This is a genomic window from Flavobacterium sp., from assembly GCF_965284515.1.
Taxonomy (GTDB): domain Bacteria; phylum Bacteroidota; class Bacteroidia; order Flavobacteriales; family Flavobacteriaceae; genus Flavobacterium.
Genome location: NZ_OZ260089.1, coordinates 1646903 through 1667107 on the forward strand (window position 1 = coordinate 1646903; position 20205 = coordinate 1667107).

20 protein-coding genes are annotated in these 20205 nt (G+C 30.4%); 4 read left to right on the forward strand and 16 right to left on the reverse strand.

Annotated elements, in window-relative coordinates:
* Position 1: 1 nt before the first annotated feature.
* The 11 genes from ribB to ACQ65T_RS07645 all read right to left on the reverse strand — a co-directional run bounded on the left by ribB (position 2) and on the right by ACQ65T_RS07645 (position 11442).
* On the reverse strand, positions 2 to 1135 hold the full coding sequence (ribB, locus tag ACQ65T_RS07595; protein ID WP_430400482.1) for a 3,4-dihydroxy-2-butanone-4-phosphate synthase: 1134 nt from the start codon (positions 1133 to 1135) through the stop codon (positions 2 to 4).
* Positions 1135 to 2541 carry an LptF/LptG family permease gene (locus ACQ65T_RS07600; protein ID WP_430400483.1) on the reverse strand — a complete coding sequence of 469 codons (1407 nt, stop codon included), beginning with the start codon at positions 2539 to 2541 and terminating at the stop codon, positions 1135 to 1137. Before ACQ65T_RS07600 ends, ribB begins: the two co-directional genes overlap by 1 nt.
* 39 nt (positions 2542 to 2580) lie before the next feature.
* Positions 2581 to 3225, reverse strand: coding sequence for a LolA family protein (locus ACQ65T_RS07605; RefSeq protein ID WP_430400484.1), 645 nt, complete (start codon positions 3223 to 3225; stop codon positions 2581 to 2583).
* Positions 3226 to 3230: 5 nt separating this feature from the next.
* Positions 3231 to 5711 carry a DNA translocase FtsK 4TM domain-containing protein gene (locus ACQ65T_RS07610; protein WP_430400485.1) on the reverse strand — a complete coding sequence of 827 codons (2481 nt, stop codon included), beginning with the start codon at positions 5709 to 5711 and terminating at the stop codon, positions 3231 to 3233.
* Positions 5712 to 5743: 32 nt separating this feature from the next.
* Positions 5744 to 6118: a diacylglycerol kinase family protein gene (locus ACQ65T_RS07615; RefSeq protein WP_430400486.1), complete on the reverse strand. Its 375-nt coding sequence runs from the start codon at positions 6116 to 6118 to the stop codon at positions 5744 to 5746.
* A 3-nt stretch (positions 6119 to 6121) separates the two neighbouring features.
* The gene (gene tpx, locus ACQ65T_RS07620; RefSeq protein ID WP_430400487.1) at positions 6122 to 6619 is read right to left on the reverse strand and encodes a thiol peroxidase; all 498 of its coding nucleotides are present in this window, start codon (positions 6617 to 6619) and stop codon (positions 6122 to 6124) included.
* Positions 6620 to 6686: 67 nt separating this feature from the next.
* The gene (locus ACQ65T_RS07625) at positions 6687 to 7331 is read right to left on the reverse strand and encodes an alpha/beta hydrolase (RefSeq protein ID WP_430400488.1); all 645 of its coding nucleotides are present in this window, start codon (positions 7329 to 7331) and stop codon (positions 6687 to 6689) included.
* A gap of 9 nt (positions 7332 to 7340) precedes the next feature.
* The gene (locus tag ACQ65T_RS07630) at positions 7341 to 7667 is read right to left on the reverse strand and encodes a DUF4870 domain-containing protein (protein WP_430400489.1); all 327 of its coding nucleotides are present in this window, start codon (positions 7665 to 7667) and stop codon (positions 7341 to 7343) included.
* A 2-nt stretch (positions 7668 to 7669) separates the two neighbouring features.
* Entirely contained in the window at positions 7670 to 8923 is a 1254-nt protein-coding gene (locus ACQ65T_RS07635) for a dihydroorotase (protein ID WP_430400490.1), read from the reverse strand.
* A complete protein-coding gene (locus tag ACQ65T_RS07640) occupies positions 8920 to 10848 on the reverse strand; it encodes a vWA domain-containing protein (RefSeq protein ID WP_430400491.1) in 1929 nt (642 codons plus the stop codon). Before ACQ65T_RS07640 ends, ACQ65T_RS07635 begins: the two co-directional genes overlap by 4 nt.
* A 153-nt stretch (positions 10849 to 11001) precedes the next feature.
* A complete protein-coding gene (locus ACQ65T_RS07645; RefSeq protein WP_430400492.1) occupies positions 11002 to 11442 on the reverse strand; it encodes a DUF1456 family protein in 441 nt (146 codons plus the stop codon).
* A 13-nt stretch (positions 11443 to 11455) separates the two neighbouring features.
* Between ACQ65T_RS07645 and ACQ65T_RS07650 the strand changes: the two genes are divergently transcribed.
* From ACQ65T_RS07650 to ACQ65T_RS07660, 3 genes are read left to right on the forward strand one after another with little or no spacing between them, the layout of a single operon-like run.
* Positions 11456 to 11920 (forward strand): TerB family tellurite resistance protein, encoded by a 465-nt coding sequence (locus ACQ65T_RS07650; RefSeq protein WP_430400493.1) that lies wholly within the window; start codon positions 11456 to 11458, stop codon positions 11918 to 11920.
* A gap of 4 nt (positions 11921 to 11924) precedes the next feature.
* Complete coding sequence (locus ACQ65T_RS07655; protein ID WP_430400494.1) at positions 11925 to 12560, forward strand: alpha/beta hydrolase; 636 nt, start codon at positions 11925 to 11927, stop codon at positions 12558 to 12560.
* A complete protein-coding gene (locus tag ACQ65T_RS07660; protein WP_430400495.1) occupies positions 12533 to 12862 on the forward strand; it encodes a hypothetical protein in 330 nt (109 codons plus the stop codon). Before ACQ65T_RS07655 ends, ACQ65T_RS07660 begins: the two co-directional genes overlap by 28 nt.
* A 54-nt stretch (positions 12863 to 12916) precedes the next feature.
* Here ACQ65T_RS07660 and ACQ65T_RS07665 read toward each other — a convergent pair whose 3' ends face one another.
* From ACQ65T_RS07665 to ACQ65T_RS07685, 5 genes are read right to left on the reverse strand one after another with little or no spacing between them, the layout of a single operon-like run.
* On the reverse strand, positions 12917 to 13378 hold the full coding sequence (locus ACQ65T_RS07665) for a DMP19 family protein (protein WP_430400496.1): 462 nt from the start codon (positions 13376 to 13378) through the stop codon (positions 12917 to 12919).
* Between the two features lie 3 nt (positions 13379 to 13381).
* The gene (gene uvrB, locus ACQ65T_RS07670) at positions 13382 to 15370 is read right to left on the reverse strand and encodes an excinuclease ABC subunit UvrB (RefSeq protein ID WP_430400497.1); all 1989 of its coding nucleotides are present in this window, start codon (positions 15368 to 15370) and stop codon (positions 13382 to 13384) included.
* 40 nt (positions 15371 to 15410) lie between these two features.
* The gene (locus ACQ65T_RS07675) at positions 15411 to 16073 is read right to left on the reverse strand and encodes a thiamine diphosphokinase (protein WP_430400498.1); all 663 of its coding nucleotides are present in this window, start codon (positions 16071 to 16073) and stop codon (positions 15411 to 15413) included.
* A gap of 40 nt (positions 16074 to 16113) precedes the next feature.
* Entirely contained in the window at positions 16114 to 16953 is an 840-nt protein-coding gene (locus tag ACQ65T_RS07680) for a DUF4249 domain-containing protein (RefSeq protein ID WP_430400499.1), read from the reverse strand.
* A 4-nt stretch (positions 16954 to 16957) separates the two neighbouring features.
* Positions 16958 to 19336 (reverse strand): TonB-dependent receptor, encoded by a 2379-nt coding sequence (locus ACQ65T_RS07685; RefSeq protein ID WP_430400500.1) that lies wholly within the window; start codon positions 19334 to 19336, stop codon positions 16958 to 16960.
* Between the two features lie 122 nt (positions 19337 to 19458).
* Here ACQ65T_RS07685 and ACQ65T_RS07690 point away from each other — a divergent pair, with 122 nt between their 5' ends.
* Positions 19459 to 20157, forward strand: coding sequence for a hypothetical protein (locus tag ACQ65T_RS07690; RefSeq protein WP_430400501.1), 699 nt, complete (start codon positions 19459 to 19461; stop codon positions 20155 to 20157).
* The last annotated feature ends 48 nt before the right edge of the window (positions 20158 to 20205 follow it).

The following is a 20205-nucleotide window of genomic DNA, read 5'->3' on the forward strand; positions in this document are numbered from 1 at the left end:
TTTAGTAGTTTACATAATCAACTATTTCTAGTCCGTAACCAATCATTCCTACACGTTTTGTATGTTCTGTTTGATTTGATAGAAGCCTTATTTTTGAAATGTCAATATCATGTAATATTTGTGCTCCAATTCCAAAATCTTTGTTATCCATTTTAATACTTGGTGCTTTAACAATTCCTTTTTCTTGAAGTTCTTTTAATTCCGATAATCTTGATAGTAATTCTAATGATTTAACTTCTTGGTTGATAAAGATTACCGCACCTTGTCCTTCCTCATTAATTTTTTTGAACATTCCATCTAATTTTTTGTCTGCATCATTAGTCAATGTTCCTAAAATATCATTATTCACTTGAGTAGAATTGATTCTTGTTAAAACAGAATCTCCATTACTCCAAGTACCTTTTGTAAGGGCTAAGTGTACTTGTTTATTGGTGGTTTGTAAATATGCTCTTAAACGAAAAGTTCCAAAGCGTGTTTCTATTTCAAAATCTTCCTTTTTTTGAATTAAACTATCGTGTTGCATTCTATAAGCAACCAAATCTTCTATAGACACTAATTTTAGGTCGAATTTCTTAGCAACTTCAACAAGTTCAGGTAAACGAGCCATAGTTCCATCTTCATTCATGATTTCAACAATTACACCAGCTGATTTAAAGCCTGCTAATCGTGCAAAATCAATTGCAGCTTCTGTATGACCTGTTCTTCTTAAAACGCCGCCTTGTTTAGCAATAAGAGGAAATATATGTCCAGGGCGAGCTAAATCAAACGGTTTAGTGTCTTGGTCAACCAATGATAAAACTGTTTTTGCTCTATCGGCAGCTGAAATTCCAGTTGTTACTCCATTTCCTCTTAAATCTACAGAAACAGTAAATGCTGTTTCCATATGGTCAGTGTTATTTCTCACCATTGCATGTAAATCAAGTTCTTTACAACGTGATTCGGTTAGTGGTGTGCAAATAAGACCTCTTCCATGTGTTGCCATGAAATTAATCATTTCAGGTGTTACTTTTTCAGCTGCGGCTAAAAAATCACCTTCATTCTCTCTATCTTCATCATCAACAACTATAATTACTTTACCTTGACGAATATCTTCAATGGCTTCTTCAATAGTGTTGAGTTGTATTTTGTTAGACATTATTGTGTGTTGTTTTGTTTATTAAATTTTGAAAATATTTTTTTGAATGGTTCTGTAATCCAATCAAAATTTATCATGATTCCTATATCATTGGTTGCTCTATAAGTAAATAAAATAGCAAGTGGTGTTAAAACAATTGAAGATAACCAAACACCTAAAAAAACCGGAATCACCCCTTCTTCAGCAATTTTTCTCCCAAAAAGATTTAAGAAATGATATAAAATAAAAATAACAATTGCTAAAACCATTGGTAATCCAAGTCCTCCCTTTCTAATAATAGCTCCGAGAGGTGCACCAATAAAAAACATCAATAAGCATGAATAAGCCATAATAAACTTCTCATGTATTACAATCCAGTGTGAGTTTATACTTTTCTTTTTAAATTCTAAATCGGTTTTTCCATTCGTAATACTAAACTCTGTACTTATACTATTGTTTTTAGCTAATTCTAATATTTTTTTTGCTTCTTGGTCTGACATTACTTTAAGAATATCTAAAATCTCTTTATTCTGAATATTAATGTTTTGATTATTTTTGGAATTAAAAACATTATCATTTCTATTTATGACATTTTCAGAAAACGAAATTACATCTTTATTGTAATTATTTTGTAAAGAATCAACGGTGTATTTTAATTCGCTAATATTTAGCATTTTTTCAGTCGTATAGTCTTCAACATTATCAACTTTATTTACTTTAGATAAATCAATGTTAATTATGTATTTCTTAAAACTACTTTTCGCAAAAGGTTGTTTTTTTCTTTCTTCAAAATCACTTGGTTGAATATTTTCATAATAATTTCCATCAAGCAATGTTAGTTGTAATAAATTACTATTTTCAGTACTTCCTAAAACTCCTTTTTTTGACTTAATTACAGTATTTGCACCAAATCCATAATTGGTGTTTTTAACATGCATAATAACATCTTCAAGGAGTTCTCCGTTTTCTCCGGACTTATTTCCAACCTTAATGCTAATATTTCCAATTGTATTAAATTGGCCTTCAGCAATAGCCATTGCTGGTTTTTGTTGTATTATGTCTTTTCTAAGATTTAAAAAACGGTATTGTGCATTTGGAATTACATTATTTGCAAAAACAAATGTAACTAAACTTAAAAAAACTATTGATAATGATAACATTCTCATTGCTCTGTTAAGTGAAATCCCTGCAGATTTCATAGCCGCAAATTCATAGTTTTCTGAAAAACTACCAAAAGTCATTATTCCCGCTAATAATACTGATAGAGGTAAAACGAGTGGAACAATTGTAGGAGCGTAAAATGATAAGAATTTTATAATCGTAAATACATCTAGATCTTTTCCTGCTAAGTCAGCAATAAATAACCAAATTCCTTGTAATATGAATATAAAAAAAAGGATTACAAATACCGTAGTAAATGTAATCATGTAAGATTTTAAAATATACTTATCTAAAATTTTCACCTTTTAATCTAATCTGTTGATGTAGTAGTTAGGATACTTTGATTGTGTAAAGTTAAAATGATTTTTTGACAAAGGTTGGTTTGTTTTAAAAGAATTAACAGTTAATGTTGTTCTTGTACCGTTTTTGCCTGTTTCAATTAGATTGTAAATATTCTTTGTTTGTACATCTATTCCAAGTAAAATTTCTTTTCTTTGATCTTTTGAACTTATTGGTATAAGTTTAATATATTGTATTTTTCTTCCTTTTACATTTTGTAAAATATCCCACGAATATTTGTATCCAGATTGAAAAAAAGTAAGCATTTTTGATGGTGTAACAGCGTTATCATCGTTATCATCAAATTTAGAAATTGTTATTTCTTCATCTTCAGGAACAATTGTATACACTTTTTTTCCATCAAATATTTTTGTAACTCCCATGAAATTTAAATTGTATAAATTTCCTTTTAATGCTACATTTCCCTTGCTTTCTTGATTAATGTTTTCTTTTGGATTATTTAAAGAGTATTTAAAGTCAATCACAATATTGTCATAAGATTTTATTTGAGCAGAAACTTCATCTAAAAGGTTCTTGGCTTTAGTTGCGTTTTGTGCTTGCATTGAAAAACCAATTACAAGTAGGAAAAATACTTTGAAAAAATTATTCATTTCGTTTAATTGTTATTTTGTTCGTTATTTAAAAATTGTTCAAGAGCTACTAAATCAGGAATTAATACAGAACGAGCTTTACTGCCTTCAAACCCACCTACAATACCGGCAGCTTCTAGTTGGTCTATTATTCTTCCGGCTCTGTTATAACCTAATTTTAATTTTCTTTGTATAAGCGAAGCACTTCCTTGTTGAGCTGTAACAATAACTTCTGCAGCTTCTCTAAAGAGTGCATCTCTTTCCGAAATATTAATATCAAGAGTCGTGCCACTTTCCTCACCAACATACTCTGGTAAAAGGTATGCGTCAGGATACGCTTTTTGTTCACCAATAAAATCACAAACCTTTTCTACCTCTGGAGTATCAATGAATGCACATTGTACACGAACCATATCATTTCCGTTAGTGTAAAGCATATCTCCTCGACCAATTAATTGATCGGCACCGCCAGCATCCAAAATGGTTCTTGAGTCAATTTTTGACATAACTCTAAATGCAATTCTAGCTGGGAAATTTGCTTTTATCATACCTGTAATTACATTCACAGATGGTCTTTGTGTAGCTATAATTAAATGTATACCTATTGCTCGTGCCAATTGAGCTAAACGCGCTATAGGAGTTTCTACCTCTTTACCGGCCGTCATGATTAAATCGGCAAATTCATCAACTACTAAAACGATATAAGGTAAAAAACGATGTCCGTTTTCTGGATTTAATTTTCGTGTTTTAAACTTTTCATTGTATTCTTTAATATTACGAACCATTGCATCTTTTAATAAAGAATAACGGTTGTCCATTTCAATACATAATGAGTTTAAAGTATTAATTACTTTAGTGTTGTCTGTAATAATTGCTTCTTCATTATCGGGTAATTTAGCCAAATAATGACGTTCAATTTTATTAAAAAGAGTTAATTCTACTTTTTTAGGATCGACCAATACAAATTTAACTTCAGCTGGATGCTTTTTGTAAAGTAGTGAAGCTAAAATAGCATTTAAACCAACCGATTTTCCTTGCCCTGTTGCTCCCGCCATTAAAAGGTGAGGCATTTTTGCTAAATCCACTACAAATGTTTCATTTGAAATAGTTTTACCAATAGCAATTGGAAGTTCCATTTCTGCTTGTTGGAATTTTGGAGAAGAGATAACACTCTTCATAGAAACCATCGTTGGGTTGTTATTAGGAACTTCAATACCAATTGTTCCTTTTCCAGGGATGGGAGCAATAATACGAATACCTAAGGCTGCAAGTGATAATGCAATATCATCTTCTAGGTTTTTTATTTTTGAAATTCGAATTCCTGCATCAGGAACAATTTCATATAAAGTAACCGTTGGTCCAACAGTAGCTTTAATTTGAGAAATTCCAATATTGTAGTTTTTTAAAGTGTCTACAATTCTATTTTTGTTTTCTTCAAGTTCAGCTTGATTAATAGTTATTCCTCCACCTGTATAATCTTTTAATAACTCAATAGGGGGTAATTGGTAATTAGACAATTCAAGTGTTGGATCAAATTCTCCAAAATCTTGAACCAATCGAGCCGAAAGATTTTCAGTTAAAGATTCTTCTTCTTCAACTTTTTCGATAACAAAATCATCACTAGACTTAATTTCGGGATCAGATATGTCTTCTTCTTTTACTTTTGGTTCTAAACTTAATTCAGAAGCATTTGAAATTGTTGGTTTTAAATCTTCTTTATTAATTTCAAACGAAGAAGGTTGTTTCATTTCGATTTTTGAAATAGCTTCTTCATCTTCTCTGATAATAAAATCATCATCACCAGTAGTAATATCTGTAGAAGCAACAATATCATGAGAAGGAGTAGAATTATCTTCAAAACTTACATCTTGAAGTAAATCTTTTTGATCAATTTCTTCATTTAATTCTTTACTTGGTCGTTCAAAGGCTTCTTTTATCTTATCTGGAGAGATTCTAATTTTAAAAACTAAAAAGAGAACTAATCCAAAAATAAGCAATAACGCTGTTCCTGCTTTTCCAATATAATCTTGGATAAATAAATTCATTTCAAAACCTATTGTACCTCCTAATTCTGGTAAAGAACCCCAGAAAAAACCAAAACCTATTGAAATTATAATGATTAAGTATAAATCCCAAAAAAATGTTTTCTTTAATTTAGATAAAGAAAGGTCTAAGATTAAATATGTTCCTGCTAAAAATAATATTCTAATAAATATAAATGAAGCTACACCAAATCCTTTGTAAATAAATAAATCGGATAAATAAGCCCCAATTTTACCTAACCAATTATCTACTTTTCTTTCTCTGTCAAAAACTTCAAGTACTTGACTCTGATCATTATGTCCAGTTAAAAAGTACGATATAAATGACAAAAGTAAAGCCAAAGCAATTAAAGCCAATAAAATTCCAATACTGAATTTTTGTTGTCTTGATAATTTCTTGGGAACACGATTTACTTTACTAGATGTATCGTTATTTTGAGATTCTTTTTTACTTTTTTTGGTCATGGACTAAACACTAATTAACAAAAATAAGGTTTTTAAGATAAATAAGGAATATAAATTATAACTGCAATTATTAAAGCCGTCATTGCTGCAAAGAAAACAGCTCCAGCTGCAATATCTTTAATAAATCCAATTCTTTCATGATAATCAGGATGAATAAAATCTGCAATTTTTTCTACAGCTGTATTTAATCCTTCAATACTTAAAACTAATCCAATAGCTAAGGTTTGAAACAGCCATTCAGTTTTGGTTATTTCAAAGTAAAAACCTGCAATAGTTATAAGTATACCGATTGATACTTGAGAAATAACACTATGCTCAGTATTTACTAGTTTATAAGCACCAAGAATAGCAAATTTAAAGCTTTTCATCCTTCCAGATAAAAAGCGTTCATCTTTTTCAAACTTCATAAATTATAATGCTTTTAAAGCTGCTTCATAATTTGGTTCGTCTGCAATTTCACCAACTTGCTCTGCATGTTTTACAATTCCATTTTCATCTAAAACAATTACAACTCTAGAATGTAATCCGGCTAAAGGTCCATCAATAATTTCTAATCCAAAATCTTTACCAAATTGTCCCGTGTTAAAATCAGAAAGATTTACAACATTTTCTAATCCTTCAGCTCCACAAAAACGTTTTTGGGCAAAAGGTAAATCACGAGAAATGCATAATACTTTAGTGTTTTCAAGTGTACTAGCTTTTTGATTAAAAGTTCTTACAGATGTAGCACAAGTTCCTGTATCGATACTTGGAAAGATATTTAAAACTAATTTACTACCAGCAAAATCTGATAAAGAAGTTGTTGATAAATCGTTTTGAATTAAAGAAAAATCAGGTGATTTTGAACCAACTGCTGGTAATTCTCCTGAAGTATGTATTGGATTTCCTCCTAATGTAATATTTGCCATAATTTTATTGATTTTAAAACTCAAAAATACAAATTATAATTTAGTTTAAACTTATCTTTTTAGTTTGTTATTTTGTAGAATCAAGCCAATTCTTAAAATCATAAAAGTTTTGAGGAGCAACACCGTGACCAATTGGATATTCTTTATACATAACATCTAAACCTAAATTTTCCATAAACGGTTTGGCTTTCCTTGCCCAATCCACTGGTATTACTTGATCTACAGTTCCGTGAGAAACGAAGAATTTTAAATTACTAAATTCTTTAGATTTGAAATCTTCAGTAATTATTTTTTCATTTAAATAGCCGCTTAAGGCAACGACTCTGGAAATTTTTTCTGGATAAGATAGGGCAGTAGCGTAACTTAAGATAGCACCTTGACTGAAGCCAATCAAACTGACTTGAGAAGCATCAATAGGGTATTTAGCAATTAATTCATCAATAAATTGAACAATTAAATCTCTAGATTCGATAGCCTGTGCATCATCAGAAAATTTATTTTCATCTGCATCAAAATGTATCGCATACCAAGCATGTCCGTAAGGTGTTAAATCATAAGGTGCTCTTACTGAAACCACATAATATTCATCGGGTAATTCACTTGCGAAAGAAAATAAATCTTCTTCGTTACTACCATAGCCGTGAAGTAATAGTAATAACGGATTTTTCTCTTGTTTTATTTTTGGTTCTCTAAGTAAGTATGTTAAGTTCATTTTTTTATTTTACAAATTCTTAAAAGCTTTTTGGTATAATTCACCAACTATTGGAACGATTCTTCTTTCACCTGTTAAAGCTCCTAAAAAACCATAAATCCAAAGTAAAAAAATCATTACATATAAAGCAGTCGACATAATCCAACTATCAAAATTTCCAACAAAATAGCCAAATAAGGCCCAAGTCAAGAAAATACCTAAAGTTTGACGAATATGGAAACTTGCAAATTCACTTCGCTTTTCCTCTTGATTCATAAAAATGGCCACTATACTTCCAATAATTGTAAAATAACTAACAATCGCTGTCGTTTTTCCTTTTTCAATATCGTTTTGCATGCTTATAAAATTAAAGTATTGTTATTGTAAATTCCTAATGCTTTTCCTTTCATAGTTTGACCTAAAAAAGCTGAGTTTTTAGATTTTGACAATATGTTTTCTTTAGTGAAAGTCCAATTGCTATTTGCATTGAACAAACTTAAATTAGCTGTTGAACCGACTTCTATTGTGTTTTCCTCTATTCCAAAAATAGATTTTACTGAAGTCAATTTTTCAATTACAACTTCTAGCGGAAGAACCGTTTGCAAAGCTCCAAAAGCACTTTCAAGCCCAATTGTTCCATCTTTTGCTAAATCAAATTCTAATTTTTTATGTTCAATGTCTAACGGATTATGGTCAGATGTTATGCAATCTATTGTTCCATCGATTACAGCATTGATCAAGGCTTTTCTTGTTACTTCATCTCGTAAAGGCGGATTCACTTTATAACGAGAGTCAAAACCTTCTAATTGATCATCTGTTAAGACCAATTGATGTACGGCAACACTACAGGTAACCTGTAATCCTTTAGCTTTAGCTTCCTTGATTAATTCAATCGATTTTATAGTTGAAATGGTAGGAATGTGCATTTTTCCTCCTGTATATTCTAAAAGAAACAAGTTTCTAGCAATGTGTAACTCTTCGGCTAATGTTGGAATTCCTTTTAAACCTAGTCTTGTAGAAATCGGACCTTCATGTACAATTCCTTTTCCTTTAATATTGTTATCTTGACAAAAACTGATAACCAATCCGTTAAAATCTTGTACATATTGCAAGGCTATTTTTTGGATGTTGGCATTTTGAATCGCTTTGTTATAATCTCCAAAAGCAATGGCACCTGCGTTTTTCATGTCAAATAATTCCGCTAAATCATTTCCTTCGCTACCGTTTGTTAAAGCTCCAATTGGATACAAAGTAGTCGCTTGATTTTTTGCTTTATCTAATACAAATCGTATTTGCGATTGGTTGTCAATTACAGGAAAACTATTTGGTTGTAACGCAACAGCTGTAAATCCACTTTTTGCCGCTACTTTTAATCCGTTTGCAATTGTTTCTCTGTCTTCAAAACCTGGTTCTCCAAAAGAAACCGAGCTGTCCATCCAACCTTGAGAAACATGTAAATTGTCTTCCACAATTTCAATGAAATTTGCATCAGAAGCTAGGTTATTTCCTATTTCAATGATTTTTCCATCTTGAATTTTAATATCAAGGATTTGCTTATGAAAAGCGCTTTTTGGATCAATAATTGTGGCGTTTTTTAAAACAATATTTGTCATTTTACAAATTTTTGGATGAGTAGTTCAATCAATAAAAGTAGTAGTGTTGTTATAATAAACCATTTCCATAAAACCGTATCTGTTCGTTTTGTGTGTAAATCATTCAAAACTTCATCCACCGAATTTATTTTGGCAAAATTATCATTATTTAGTGTGCTTTGCAAAGTTACATCGCTTTCATTTCTTGGAAAATTAAAACTCAACGAAGTAATTAATTTATCCTTTTGTTTTACATTATAATTTCCTGCTTGTTCAGGATAATCTCCAAAAGTCAACTTTACTTTATTACTTAAAATTTGTTGCATTGGAATAAAACTGTTGCTTTCATTGGAAACAGAAACCACTTCATCTTTTTTCAAATCAGCATCAATAATTTTAGTTTCATTTTCACTTATGGTAAAAGCCAACTTATCTTTGGTATCGTTACCCATTGCCATATTAAAAAACGTTGGAACAATTAAAGGCGAATTTTGGAAATTACTATTGGTTTTATTTATAGCTGAAGCAAAAAAGTACACGGTTCCTAATTTATTAGTTACCGAACTTATGAAAATTTCAGCATCTTCAAATTGTAATATAGGTGAACTATTTTTAGAAACTATGAAGTTTGAATTTACCTTTGGATATTGAAAATTAGTAACATTCTTTTCAAACACATTTTTATATACTGGATGATTGAAACTAATCTTCGTAATTTGCTTTTCTGTTTTTGAAGGATTTGAAAAAGTTACGTTTCCAATTTTCTTCGATAAACCATTCAAGCTTTCTAAATTACTTTCAGTAGAAGGAATCACAATTACGTTTCCGCCTTTTTCATAAAACGAAACCAAGTTGGTTTGTAAAGCTTGTGAAATTTCTTTTACTTCATTTAGAACGATGGTTTGTTGATTTTCTAAACGATTAAAATCCAACTGTTCTAAAGTAGTTTCATACGTTACAAAATCTTCATTTGTGTAAATGCGATGTAGGAATTTATTTTTAGAAACCTCGCCAATAATAGCAACATTTGTTTTTTCGTGCGATTGAATGGTAAAGAAAAATACGTTGTCAAATTGCAAACTGTTGTCTTGAATTACAATTCTTCCGGCCATTTCCTTTTTAGGAATAGACAATTTTATTTTTTGTTCGCTTTTCTCAAACGTGACTTGTGTTTTGGCAATTGCTTTATCGTTATTATATAAAGTAAGTGGAATTTCATTTTCAACAGTTCCAAAAGCTTTCAATACAACTTCTAAAGTATAAAAAGCATCGGAAACTTCAGTAATTGTTGCATTTTCAATACTTATATTGACTGACTTTTCTGCCTTTGGTTGCAACCAATAAATTTCATTATTTTCGGAAATGGTGTTGATTTTTTCAGAAGTAACTGAAATTCCATCTGAAATAATCATGTAATCTTTAGAGCTGTTGGGTTTCTTTAATTCTATTTGATTGATTAAAGCATCTAATTCAAATGAAGTAGGAGCGTAGTCTAAATTTTGTAATTCTTTTTGTATCGATTTTATATCGGTATCCCAAAATACTTCCGAATTTGTAAGTAACGAAAAGGTCTGATTTTCTGGAAAGCTTTCTAAAAGTTCTTGAATACTTCGTTTTAAAAGTTCGCCTTTTGCTCCTTTAGCTTGCATAGAAAATGAATTGTCTAATAAAATGACCAATTCATTTTCTTTATTTACAGCATCTTTTGCATTGAAAAAAGGTTGTGCAAATGCAATTATTAAAGCGGCTAACAACAATAAACGTGTAGCTAATAAAAGCCATTTTTTAATGCTTTTACTTTTTCGGGTTTGGATTTGAATTTCTTTAAGCAGCTTTACATTGGTAAAGAACTCTTTTTTAAAACGACGGAATTGAAATAAATGCACTAAAATTGGAATCACCAACAGAAAAAGGAAGTATAAAATTTCTGGATGTTTAAATTGCATTTATTTAAATTTTATCAAAAATAGGGAATTTAGTTTTATTATCCGTTTCGTTTGTTTTTTAACCACATAGACACATAGGATTTTACTTTTTAATAAAGACGTTTCACTTTTTTAGTAAAACAGAGCTATGTTACTATGAGTTTTAATTTTTAGCTAATCTTTTTGATTTGGTTTACCATTTTTAAACTTCACTTTTTCAACTACCTGAATTTTCTTAGGTGCATTTTTAAAGTTTTTCTTCTTTTCAAACGGTTTTTTATCTCCAGAAGTTGGTGCTTTTTTATCCGACTTGAATTCAGGTTTTTTGGCCTTAAATTCAGGTTTAGCGTCTTTAGGTTTATGACTTTTAATGACGTCTTTTGGATTTTTAGGATTTTCCTTTGTTCCTCTTAAGTGAATAACCAAACCGTTTAAGAAATTACGTAACAATTGGTCGCCACATTCCATATAGTCTTTATGGTCTTCTTTTCTGAAAATATTACCCAATTCTCCTTTAGAAACTCTAAAATCTACCAGTTCTAAAATTTCTACAATTTGGTCGTCACGAAGTTGTAATGCAACTCTTAATTTCTTAAAAATATCGTTATTTGTCATTTGTCTAATAAATATGGTTCAAAGATATTCAATTAAATTCAGATTTATTATTTTTACAAAAAAGAATAACATTTATATGGACACTTATCAGGAAAAAATTGGCTTATTACAAGAAATGATTGGTTTTGCATTAGTAGATGGAGAATTGCACGACCGTGAATATGATTTTATTGAAATGGTGGCTCATGAACTTGAAGTAGATAAAGAAACACTTCAAAAGTTATTTGATAAAAGAGTTGAAAAAGTAGTGATTAAAGACGAATTTCATAGAATTTGTCAGTTTTACCGTTTGGCTTTATTAATGCATTCCGATGGTGTTTTGCACGACCGTGAGCAAATTAAAATCAATGAAATAGGTATTAATATGGGGTTGAATCCTTTTGCCATGAAACGTGTTTTAAAATTGATGGAAGATTCTCCAAACAGAATGGTTGATGGTGATACTTTGCTTTCTTTTTTTAGTGAACAGCATAATTAGTCGAATGAAATTAAAACTTTTCATATTCTTTTTAGTTGCAATTACTTTCAGTAGTTGCAACGCTCAATTGCCTACAAAGCACATTTTTTATCTTCACGGAAGAATCATAGAACAACAAGGTAAAAATGCTGTTAGTGAACAATTTGGTAAATACGAATTAGATAGTATTATTACTGCTTTAAAAGTTGATAATGGAATTGTTCACGCTGAAATTAGAAACAGTAATGTAGATTATAAGCTTTATGCTGAAAAAGTTTCCAAACAAATTGATGAACTCTTAGAAAGCGGTATTGAAGCAAAAAATATAATAGTAATTGGAGCTTCAAAAGGTGCTATTATTGCTTGTAACATTTCTAGTTTAAATCCAAATGAAATTAATTATGTTTTCCTTGCCGGAAATAACGATTACCAAGAAATGAACAACGATTGGAAATTTCACGGACAAGTTTTATGTATTTATGATTCATCTGATGAAATTGCTGGAAAAAATTATGATTATTGGAAAGCCAAAGATAATTTTACTACTAAATTTGAACAAATTGAATTAAAGACAAATTTAGGTCACGGTTTCATATACAAACCTTTAAACGTTTGGATAGAACCAACGAAGAAATGGATTTTAAATCAGAGTTTGAAGTAAATAATATAATTGAAAGAAAATTGATTAACAAGATACTTTTTAAGCTTTCGTTTTATATTGGACTATTTATTTTATTAATAGGTATTTTTTTTAAAATAAACTCAAGTTCAAGTTTTGGAACGTTATTCACTAAATCAAGTGGAATTGTTTCCAATAGAATTAACGGAACAGGTTATATAGCATTGAGCTTTTTAATTTTAATTTTTTCCTTTTTTATGTATAAAAACTATAAATCAGAAGAAAAAGAAAGGGAAATTAGAATAGAGAAAGAACGTCAAGAAGAAAAAAAGCTAAAAAAATAATTATAAACTTTACCACAGTTTTTTTATTACTTGCAATCTGTGGTAAAATTTATGTTATGAAAACTGCTCTTTATTATTCCTAATATATTCCACAATTAGCGTTACCACATCTTCTTCTTGTTCGTCGTTAAAGAAAATTTCTTCTAAATCTTCCCAACCCGAAAGTGCATTTTCGTCTAGTTTTGCAATGGCATTTTTTCTCTTTTCTAATTCATCATGGAAATTATTAATTCCGAATAAACCAATTGCTTTTGCAATAATGTTTGCGGTTTTTGGAGCGCCAATTTTCTTATATGCTTCTAATACTTCTCTGGCATAATCGCCTACTTCATTATTAAAAAAATGAAGAAATCCGCCTTCGTTTATTGCGCCTTCAAAAATATCAATCAGTATAAAATTAGTTTCTCCTTCAGATAGTTCTTCCGTTTCTTGTTTTTTGTCCCAAATAATAGTTCCAACAGCTTCAATAATTTCAATTTCGTCAGTAAGGGTAAGTATTTCGTTTATATTTTTCATAGTTTATATTTTTTCTTGTAATGCTTTTATTTCATCTCTAAATTTTGCGGCTTGCATAAAATCCAATTCTTTGGCCGCTTTTTCCATTGCTTTTCTTTTCTCGCGAATTTTCTTTTCAATTTCGGGTTTGGTCAAATATTCGCTTTCAGGTTCAGCAGCTTTGTATTCTAAATTATCGTAATATTGAGTAGAAACCGAATTTCCGCTTAAAGCGTTTCCTAAACTTTTATTCAAAGCTTTTGGTTCTAATCCGTGTTTGGTATTGTAAGCCATTTGTTTTTCCCTACGATATGTAGTTTCATCGATTGTTTTTTGCATGCTTTTGGTAATCTTATCCGCATACATAATGGCTTTTCCGTTTACGTTTCGTGCCGCACGACCAACCGTTTGTGTCAACGAACGATGACTTCGAAGGAAACCTTCTTTATCCGCATCTAAAATAGCAACTAGTGATACTTCGGGTAAATCTAAACCTTCACGAAGTAAATTGACACCAATTAAAACATCAAAAATACCTTTTCGCAAATCTTGCATGATTTCCACGCGCTCCAGAGTATCCACATCAGAATGAATGTAACGACAACGAATAGCCACTTTGGTCAAGTATTTAGTCAATTCTTCCGCCATACGCTTGGTTAAGGTTGTAACCAAAGTACGTTCGTCTTTTTCACATCGTTGTTGAATTTCTTCAATTAAATCGTCTATTTGATTTTCACTTGGACGAATTTCAATAATTGGATCTAATAATCCTGTTGGACGAATGACTTGTTCTACATAAATTCCTTCGCTTTTTTCCAATTCATAATCTGCTGGAGTTGCTGAAACATAAATAACTTGGTTTTGTAAACTCTCAAATTCTTCAAATTTCAAAGGACGATTATCCATTGCAGCGGGTAATCTAAAACCGTATTCAACTAAATTTTCTTTACGACTTCTGTCACCACCGTACATAGCATGCACTTGCGAAATCGTAACGTGACTTTCATCGACCACCATTAAAAAATCATCTGGAAAATAATCCAATAAACAGAAAGGTCTAGTTCCAGGTTCTCTTCCGTCAAGGTAACGCGAGTAATTTTCAATTCCAGAACAATAACCTAATTCGCGAATCATTTCTAGGTCGAAATTGGTTCGTTCTTCTAATCGTTTTGCTTCTAAATGTTTTCCAATTTCTCTGAAATATTCAACTTGTTTCACCATGTCTTGTTGAATTTGCCAAATAGCATTTTGTAAGACATCGGGCGAAGTAACAAACATGTTTGCAGGATAAATATTCAGTTTTTCGTATTTCTCAATCACTTTTGCATCTCGTGCATCAAAAGATTCAATTTCTTCAATTTCATCTCCAAAAAAATGTACTCTAAAAGGATCATCAGCATAGCTTGGGAAAATTTCCACGGTGTCGCCTTTAATTCTAAAGGTTCCCGGAGTAAATTCGGCTTCGGTTCTTGCGTATAAACTTTGAACCAAACGATGTAATAATTGAGTACGCGAAATTTGTTGGTCTTTTTCAACAGTAACTACGTTTTTTTGAAATTCAACCGGATTTCCAATTCCGTATAAACAAGAAACAGAAGCCACCACCAAAATATCTCTACGACCAGAAAGAAGTGAAGAAGTAGTGCTTAAACGCATTTTTTCCAATTCTTCATTGATGGATAAATCTTTTTCAATATACGTTCCGGTAACCGGAATAAAAGCTTCTGGCTGGTAATAATCGTAGTAAGAAACGAAATATTCAACCGCGTTATTTGGAAAAAATTGTTTAAATTCTGAATATAATTGAGCAGCAAGTGTTTTATTATGTGCTAAAACTAATGTTGGTTTTTGCACTTCCTGAATCACGTTAGCTACTGTAAATGTCTTACCCGAACCCGTAACCCCTAATAAGGTTTGAAATTGGTCACCATCGACAATTCCTTTTGCTAACTTTTCAATTGCTTGAGGTTGGTCTCCGGTTGGTTGGTATTCAGATACGACTTGGAATTTCATTTAGTTGTGTTGCAGAGTTTAAAGTTGCAAAGTTACGAAGTTAATCCCAACATTCCATTAATAATAAGTCACCTTTAGCATGTTGAATTATAACTATACCGTCTTCTGCTACATGATTACTGCTACTTGTTTTGTAACCAATTGTTAAGTTGTCACCTTTTAATGGATAATATAAATTTTCAGAAGTAACTTCTTTTACTTCTCCTATTGGAATTAAAGAAATGACACTGTTTTTAGGATACCATTTTTCAAATTTATTGGGGAGCAAAAATATTTTTGAATGGTCGTCGAATAATACAATTTTTAAGTTTTCTCTATAACGTACAATATTTGTAATGTTTGTTATAGTATGGTCGGCACGTTTACCAGTTGCCCAAATAACGTTTGCAGCTTTATGTCCTTTTTCAATAAGGAAATCAAATGCTTTTTCTAAATCGGTTTTATCTTGATTTGGGGTGTGTATAATTTCAATTGGATATTGACTTTCTTTGTAATAATCAGCATCAAAACCTCTGTCGAAATCACCTAAAAGTACATCTACTTTTATGCCTAATTCTAAAACACGTTCAATAGCTGAATCTAAAACAATTACAAGTGGCGACCATTCTAACAGTTGTCCTAATAACTCTTCGTTACAAGCAGCTCCATTAGCTATAATTAATGCAGGCTCTTGGTCATCTCGAACAATATGGTGTGAAGACATTTTTGTTTTTTGTAAATTTTCTCTACGAATTTAAAAATAATTATTGAACTGTATAAGTCATCGTATCAATTTCTGACAACCTAAAATAACCAAGTGCATAATTATTAAAATTAGTTTGATTGATAATGTTGCCTCTTACGGTTGCAGGTGGTGTTTGAAAAGGACTTCCTCCATTGTTGCCTGCAACACCAAGTAATACATTCATATAATTATAATAGCGTTCTGAAATGCCATGAAGTGTAAAAGTTAATTCGTCTGCTTCTTTTAAATCTTCATTAGAATAAAGACCAAACATTTGATTTCCTTGAAAAAATTCATCATCTACAACATCATATTCGGGTAAACTCAAAAATGAGGTATTGAATTGAATAAGATAAAAATTATCTAGAAGTCCGTTATCTTGAAAAAAGAACTTTACTTCTATATCTTCACCTGTAAAGCCGCCTTCGTCATTTTGATTTACTGAATCTATTGTTGGAGAAGGAATTAAATTTTCGGTAGCCAAATACGTTTGTCCATCATGAATCACTGTCAAAACATACGTTTCATTTAAAACCGGATTAAAATTAGTGCAAATATAATTTCCTGTTCCAATATCTTCGTTAAAATCGTATTGAATTGAATTACTATCTGTAATAAACACAATAGCTCCAGAAACTACAGGAATTATATTTTCAAAATACCCTGTTGTAGTGCTTAATTTAATAGTTTGTTCATTTCCGATTGTTCCTTTTTGCCATTTTATAGATGCATCAATTACCAGTTTAGGTGCAGTAGTATTTAGGTCAACATCAATAACGTCTTCACAAGAGATTAAGCTAAATGATGAAATTATTATTGTAAATATAACTAACGTAGTTTTTATTATAATCTTAGTCATGATTTTAAAATTTAAAATTATAAGTAACACTAGGAACTATTCCAAAAATAGATAATCTTACTGCTTCATTATTGCCTGAATCTTGGTTTTGTCTAAAACTAATAGAAGCCGCATTTTTTCTGCTGTACACATTATAAACACTAAAAACCCATTCGCCATACCATTTTCTGTTTTTGTTTTTTTCTGGAACAAGTGTTGCAGAAACATCTAATCTGTGGTAGGTTGGTAATCTGTTTTCATTTCGTAATCCATAATTAGGAACTGAAATGTCTTGGTATACATATTGACCGTTTGGATAGGTAACAGGTTGTCCACTTTGCAAAGAAAAAATTGAACCAAAACTCCATTTTTCATTCAATTGATACATTCCTGTTACAGAAAGGTTGTGTAATTTATCCCAACCTGTTTTGTACCACTCACCATTATTGATTCCAGTTTCATTTGCGTTTCTCCCAGGAGTTTGCTGCTCAGATCTAGAAAGCGTATATGAAACCCAACCGTTTAATCTTCCTTCATTCTTTTTGGCTAAAATTTCTAAACCATAAGCTCTTGCATTTCCACTTAAAACGACTTGCTCAATTGCATTGTTAGCTATTAAATCTGCACCATCAATATAATCTAAACGGTTTTTTATTTTCTTGTAAAAAGATTCTACTTCAAGCGTATATTTTCCGTTTTCAAAATTTCTAAAATAACCAACAGCAAACTGATCTAAAAGTTGAGGTTTTAAAAAATCATCACTTGGAGTCCAAACATCTAATGGAGTAGGAGATTGCGTATTCGAAATAAGATGAAGATATTGCGACATTCTGTTATAACTTGCTTTAATGGCTTCAGATTCGTTGATAGCATATGAAACTGCAATACGAGGTTCAAAATTGCCAAAACTGGCTATGGTTTCATTTTTTCCAAATGATTCAGTTCCAATTGGAGTTGCCTTTTCATAAATTTGTAATTCTGGATTGAAAACTACAGCTTCATTGTTTAAATAGCTATTGATTTCTTGTTGTCCTAAACGATAAAATGAACTGTATCTTAATCCGTAATTAACCGAAATTTTTTCACTCAAAGTTTGTTCAACATCAATATAAACAGCTGGTTCAAATGCATATTTTTTATCCAATTGGTCTGGGTTAATTCCTGATGAAGAATTAGTAGGTTCAATTTTTCCTGGATTAAAATCATAATAAACTGAATTTAGTCCAAAATTTAATTTCGTTTTATCATTTAAATAATATTTAAAATCATATTTGAAGTTATAGTTTTTTATTCCGCTATCCCAGTTAAAACCTATGAAGTCTAATTTTAATCCGTAGTAGTAATCACTATAAATTAATGAAGCATTTGAAAACAATTTGTTTGAAAAAAGATGATTCCAACGTACATTTAAAACACTATTTCCATACGTATTAACAAAACTGTTATTTAAACTAAAAACATCTCTACCAAAATATCCTGAAACATATAAACTATTGTTATCGTTTATGATATAACTTAGTTTCGTGTTTAAATCATAAAAGTAGGCTGAGTTTTGGTTGTCAGTGAGCTTTAGAAATAAGTGTGCATATGAACTTCTTCCTGCTACTAAAAAAGAGGCTTTGTTTTTTACAATTGGTCCTTCAGCTAATAATCTTGAAGAAATTAAACCAATTCCACCATTCATATGAAAATCGTTACTATTCCCTTCTTTTTGATAGATGTCTAAAACAGAAGCAACTCTTCCTCCATATTTAGCAGGAATTCCACCTTTATAAAGTTTCAAATCTTTAATTGCATCTGCATTAAAAACAGAAAAGAAACCAAATAAATGCGATGAATTATAGATGGTTGCTTCATCTAATAAAATTAGATTTTGATCTGCTGCACCACCTCTAACATTAAATCCTGACTGACCTTCTCCAGCGTTAGTAACACCTGGCAACGTTAGTATGGATTTAATAATGTCAATTTCGCCTAAAATAGCAGGCATTTTTTTAATGGTTGAAATGGCTAGTTTATTGGTGCTAAGTTCCGCTTTTTGTATGTTGATTTTGTTTGGTTTGTCGGTAACTATTACTTCATTTAGTAGTAGGCTTTCTTCAGTTAGTTTGTAATTCTTTTTTATATCTGAATTAAGATTTATTTCTTCCGTTAATTCTGTAAATCCTAGATAACTTATTGTAATGGTATAAGTTCCTTTTGGTAATGTTAAAGAGTAAAAACCGTATTCATTTGTATTTGTTCCAGTCTTTAAATCTCTTATGTATACACTAACTCCTAAAAGTGTTTCGTTATTTTTTGCATCAGAAACAGAACCACTAATTGTAAATTTTTCTTGAGAATATGAAAAATTTATAAAAAAAATCGCGGCAATTATAGAAACTAATTTAATAGTTTTGTTCATGGTATAGTATTTGATATACAAAGTTGGTATTTTTTTTTAATTTTAACTCATTACATTTGTTAATGTATGGTTAATATAATTAAAGGGTTATACCTTTTGTGTAGGTTTGTAAAAATGATATAATGAAAAAATCAATTTTAATTTCTTTCTTTTTAATTTATTCAATGAGTATATATGCTCAATTTGATAAAAAAAGTACGCCTTTAAGGTTGGAATTAAAATCAAAAACTACTACAGATATACCTGATAATTTTTCGAATGATTTACCTTCTATAGATTTTAAAAGTTCTATTGATAATAAAAATGATAATTATTTAAAAAAGTATTTCATTTTAAATAAAAAACAACCTACAAAAAGTATTCTTGAACCGAAAAATGATTTTAAAAATCCGGGAGACGAAATAAAAGACAAGTTAAATAAAAAAATTGCAGACAAGCCCATAGATGATAGCTTTAGAAGCGATCAATTTTTAGGACAATTTGATGTAAAAAGTAAATACTTAAAAATTGTTTGTAGAGATCATGAGTATCCTGATGGTGACAGGGTTAGAATATTAGTAAATGACAAAGTTGTGATTCCAGAAATTTTATTGGAATCCGCTTCAAAAGAGTATTATATTGATCTTTCTAAAGGGTTTAATAAAGTAGAGTTTGAAGCGTTAAATCAAGGGACTTCAGGGCCAAATACCGCTGCTTTTAGAGTCTATGATGATAAAGGAAATATTGTAACTTCTAATGAATGGAATTTAACAACAGGAGTAAAGGCAAAAATTATTGTTCTTAAAAAGGATGAAGATACAGAGACAAAAGAATCTGAATAAAAAAAGCTCTGAATTTCAGAGCTTTTTTGTTTATATAGTAGTATTGAT

Bases quoted from the DNA above. Each gene is read 5' to 3' on its own strand.
- ribB (WP_430400482.1), bottom strand. From the start codon at position 1,135: ATGTCTAACAAAATACAACTCAACACTATTGAAGAAGCCATTGAAGAT.
- ACQ65T_RS07600 (WP_430400483.1), bottom strand. From the start codon at position 2,541: ATGATTACATTTACTACGGTATTTGTAATCCTTTTTTTTATATTCATA.
- ACQ65T_RS07605 (WP_430400484.1), bottom strand. From the start codon at position 3,225: ATGAATAATTTTTTCAAAGTATTTTTCCTACTTGTAATTGGTTTTTCA.
- ACQ65T_RS07610 (WP_430400485.1), bottom strand. From the start codon at position 5,711: ATGACCAAAAAAAGTAAAAAAGAATCTCAAAATAACGATACATCTAGT.
- ACQ65T_RS07615 (WP_430400486.1), bottom strand. From the start codon at position 6,118: ATGAAGTTTGAAAAAGATGAACGCTTTTTATCTGGAAGGATGAAAAGC.
- tpx (WP_430400487.1), bottom strand. From the start codon at position 6,619: ATGGCAAATATTACATTAGGAGGAAATCCAATACATACTTCAGGAGAA.
- ACQ65T_RS07625 (WP_430400488.1), bottom strand. From the start codon at position 7,331: ATGAACTTAACATACTTACTTAGAGAACCAAAAATAAAACAAGAGAAA.
- ACQ65T_RS07630 (WP_430400489.1), bottom strand. From the start codon at position 7,667: ATGCAAAACGATATTGAAAAAGGAAAAACGACAGCGATTGTTAGTTAT.
- ACQ65T_RS07635 (WP_430400490.1), bottom strand. From the start codon at position 8,923: ATGACAAATATTGTTTTAAAAAACGCCACAATTATTGATCCAAAAAGC.
- ACQ65T_RS07640 (WP_430400491.1), bottom strand. From the start codon at position 10,848: ATGCAATTTAAACATCCAGAAATTTTATACTTCCTTTTTCTGTTGGTG.
- ACQ65T_RS07645 (WP_430400492.1), bottom strand. From the start codon at position 11,442: ATGACAAATAACGATATTTTTAAGAAATTAAGAGTTGCATTACAACTT.
- ACQ65T_RS07650 (WP_430400493.1), top strand. From the start codon at position 11,456: ATGGTTCAAAGATATTCAATTAAATTCAGATTTATTATTTTTACAAAA.
- ACQ65T_RS07655 (WP_430400494.1), top strand. From the start codon at position 11,925: ATGAAATTAAAACTTTTCATATTCTTTTTAGTTGCAATTACTTTCAGT.
- ACQ65T_RS07660 (WP_430400495.1), top strand. From the start codon at position 12,533: ATGGATTTTAAATCAGAGTTTGAAGTAAATAATATAATTGAAAGAAAA.
- ACQ65T_RS07665 (WP_430400496.1), bottom strand. From the start codon at position 13,378: ATGAAAAATATAAACGAAATACTTACCCTTACTGACGAAATTGAAATT.
- uvrB (WP_430400497.1), bottom strand. From the start codon at position 15,370: ATGAAATTCCAAGTCGTATCTGAATACCAACCAACCGGAGACCAACCT.
- ACQ65T_RS07675 (WP_430400498.1), bottom strand. From the start codon at position 16,073: ATGTCTTCACACCATATTGTTCGAGATGACCAAGAGCCTGCATTAATT.
- ACQ65T_RS07680 (WP_430400499.1), bottom strand. From the start codon at position 16,953: ATGACTAAGATTATAATAAAAACTACGTTAGTTATATTTACAATAATA.
- ACQ65T_RS07685 (WP_430400500.1), bottom strand. From the start codon at position 19,336: ATGAACAAAACTATTAAATTAGTTTCTATAATTGCCGCGATTTTTTTT.
- ACQ65T_RS07690 (WP_430400501.1), top strand. From the start codon at position 19,459: ATGAAAAAATCAATTTTAATTTCTTTCTTTTTAATTTATTCAATGAGT.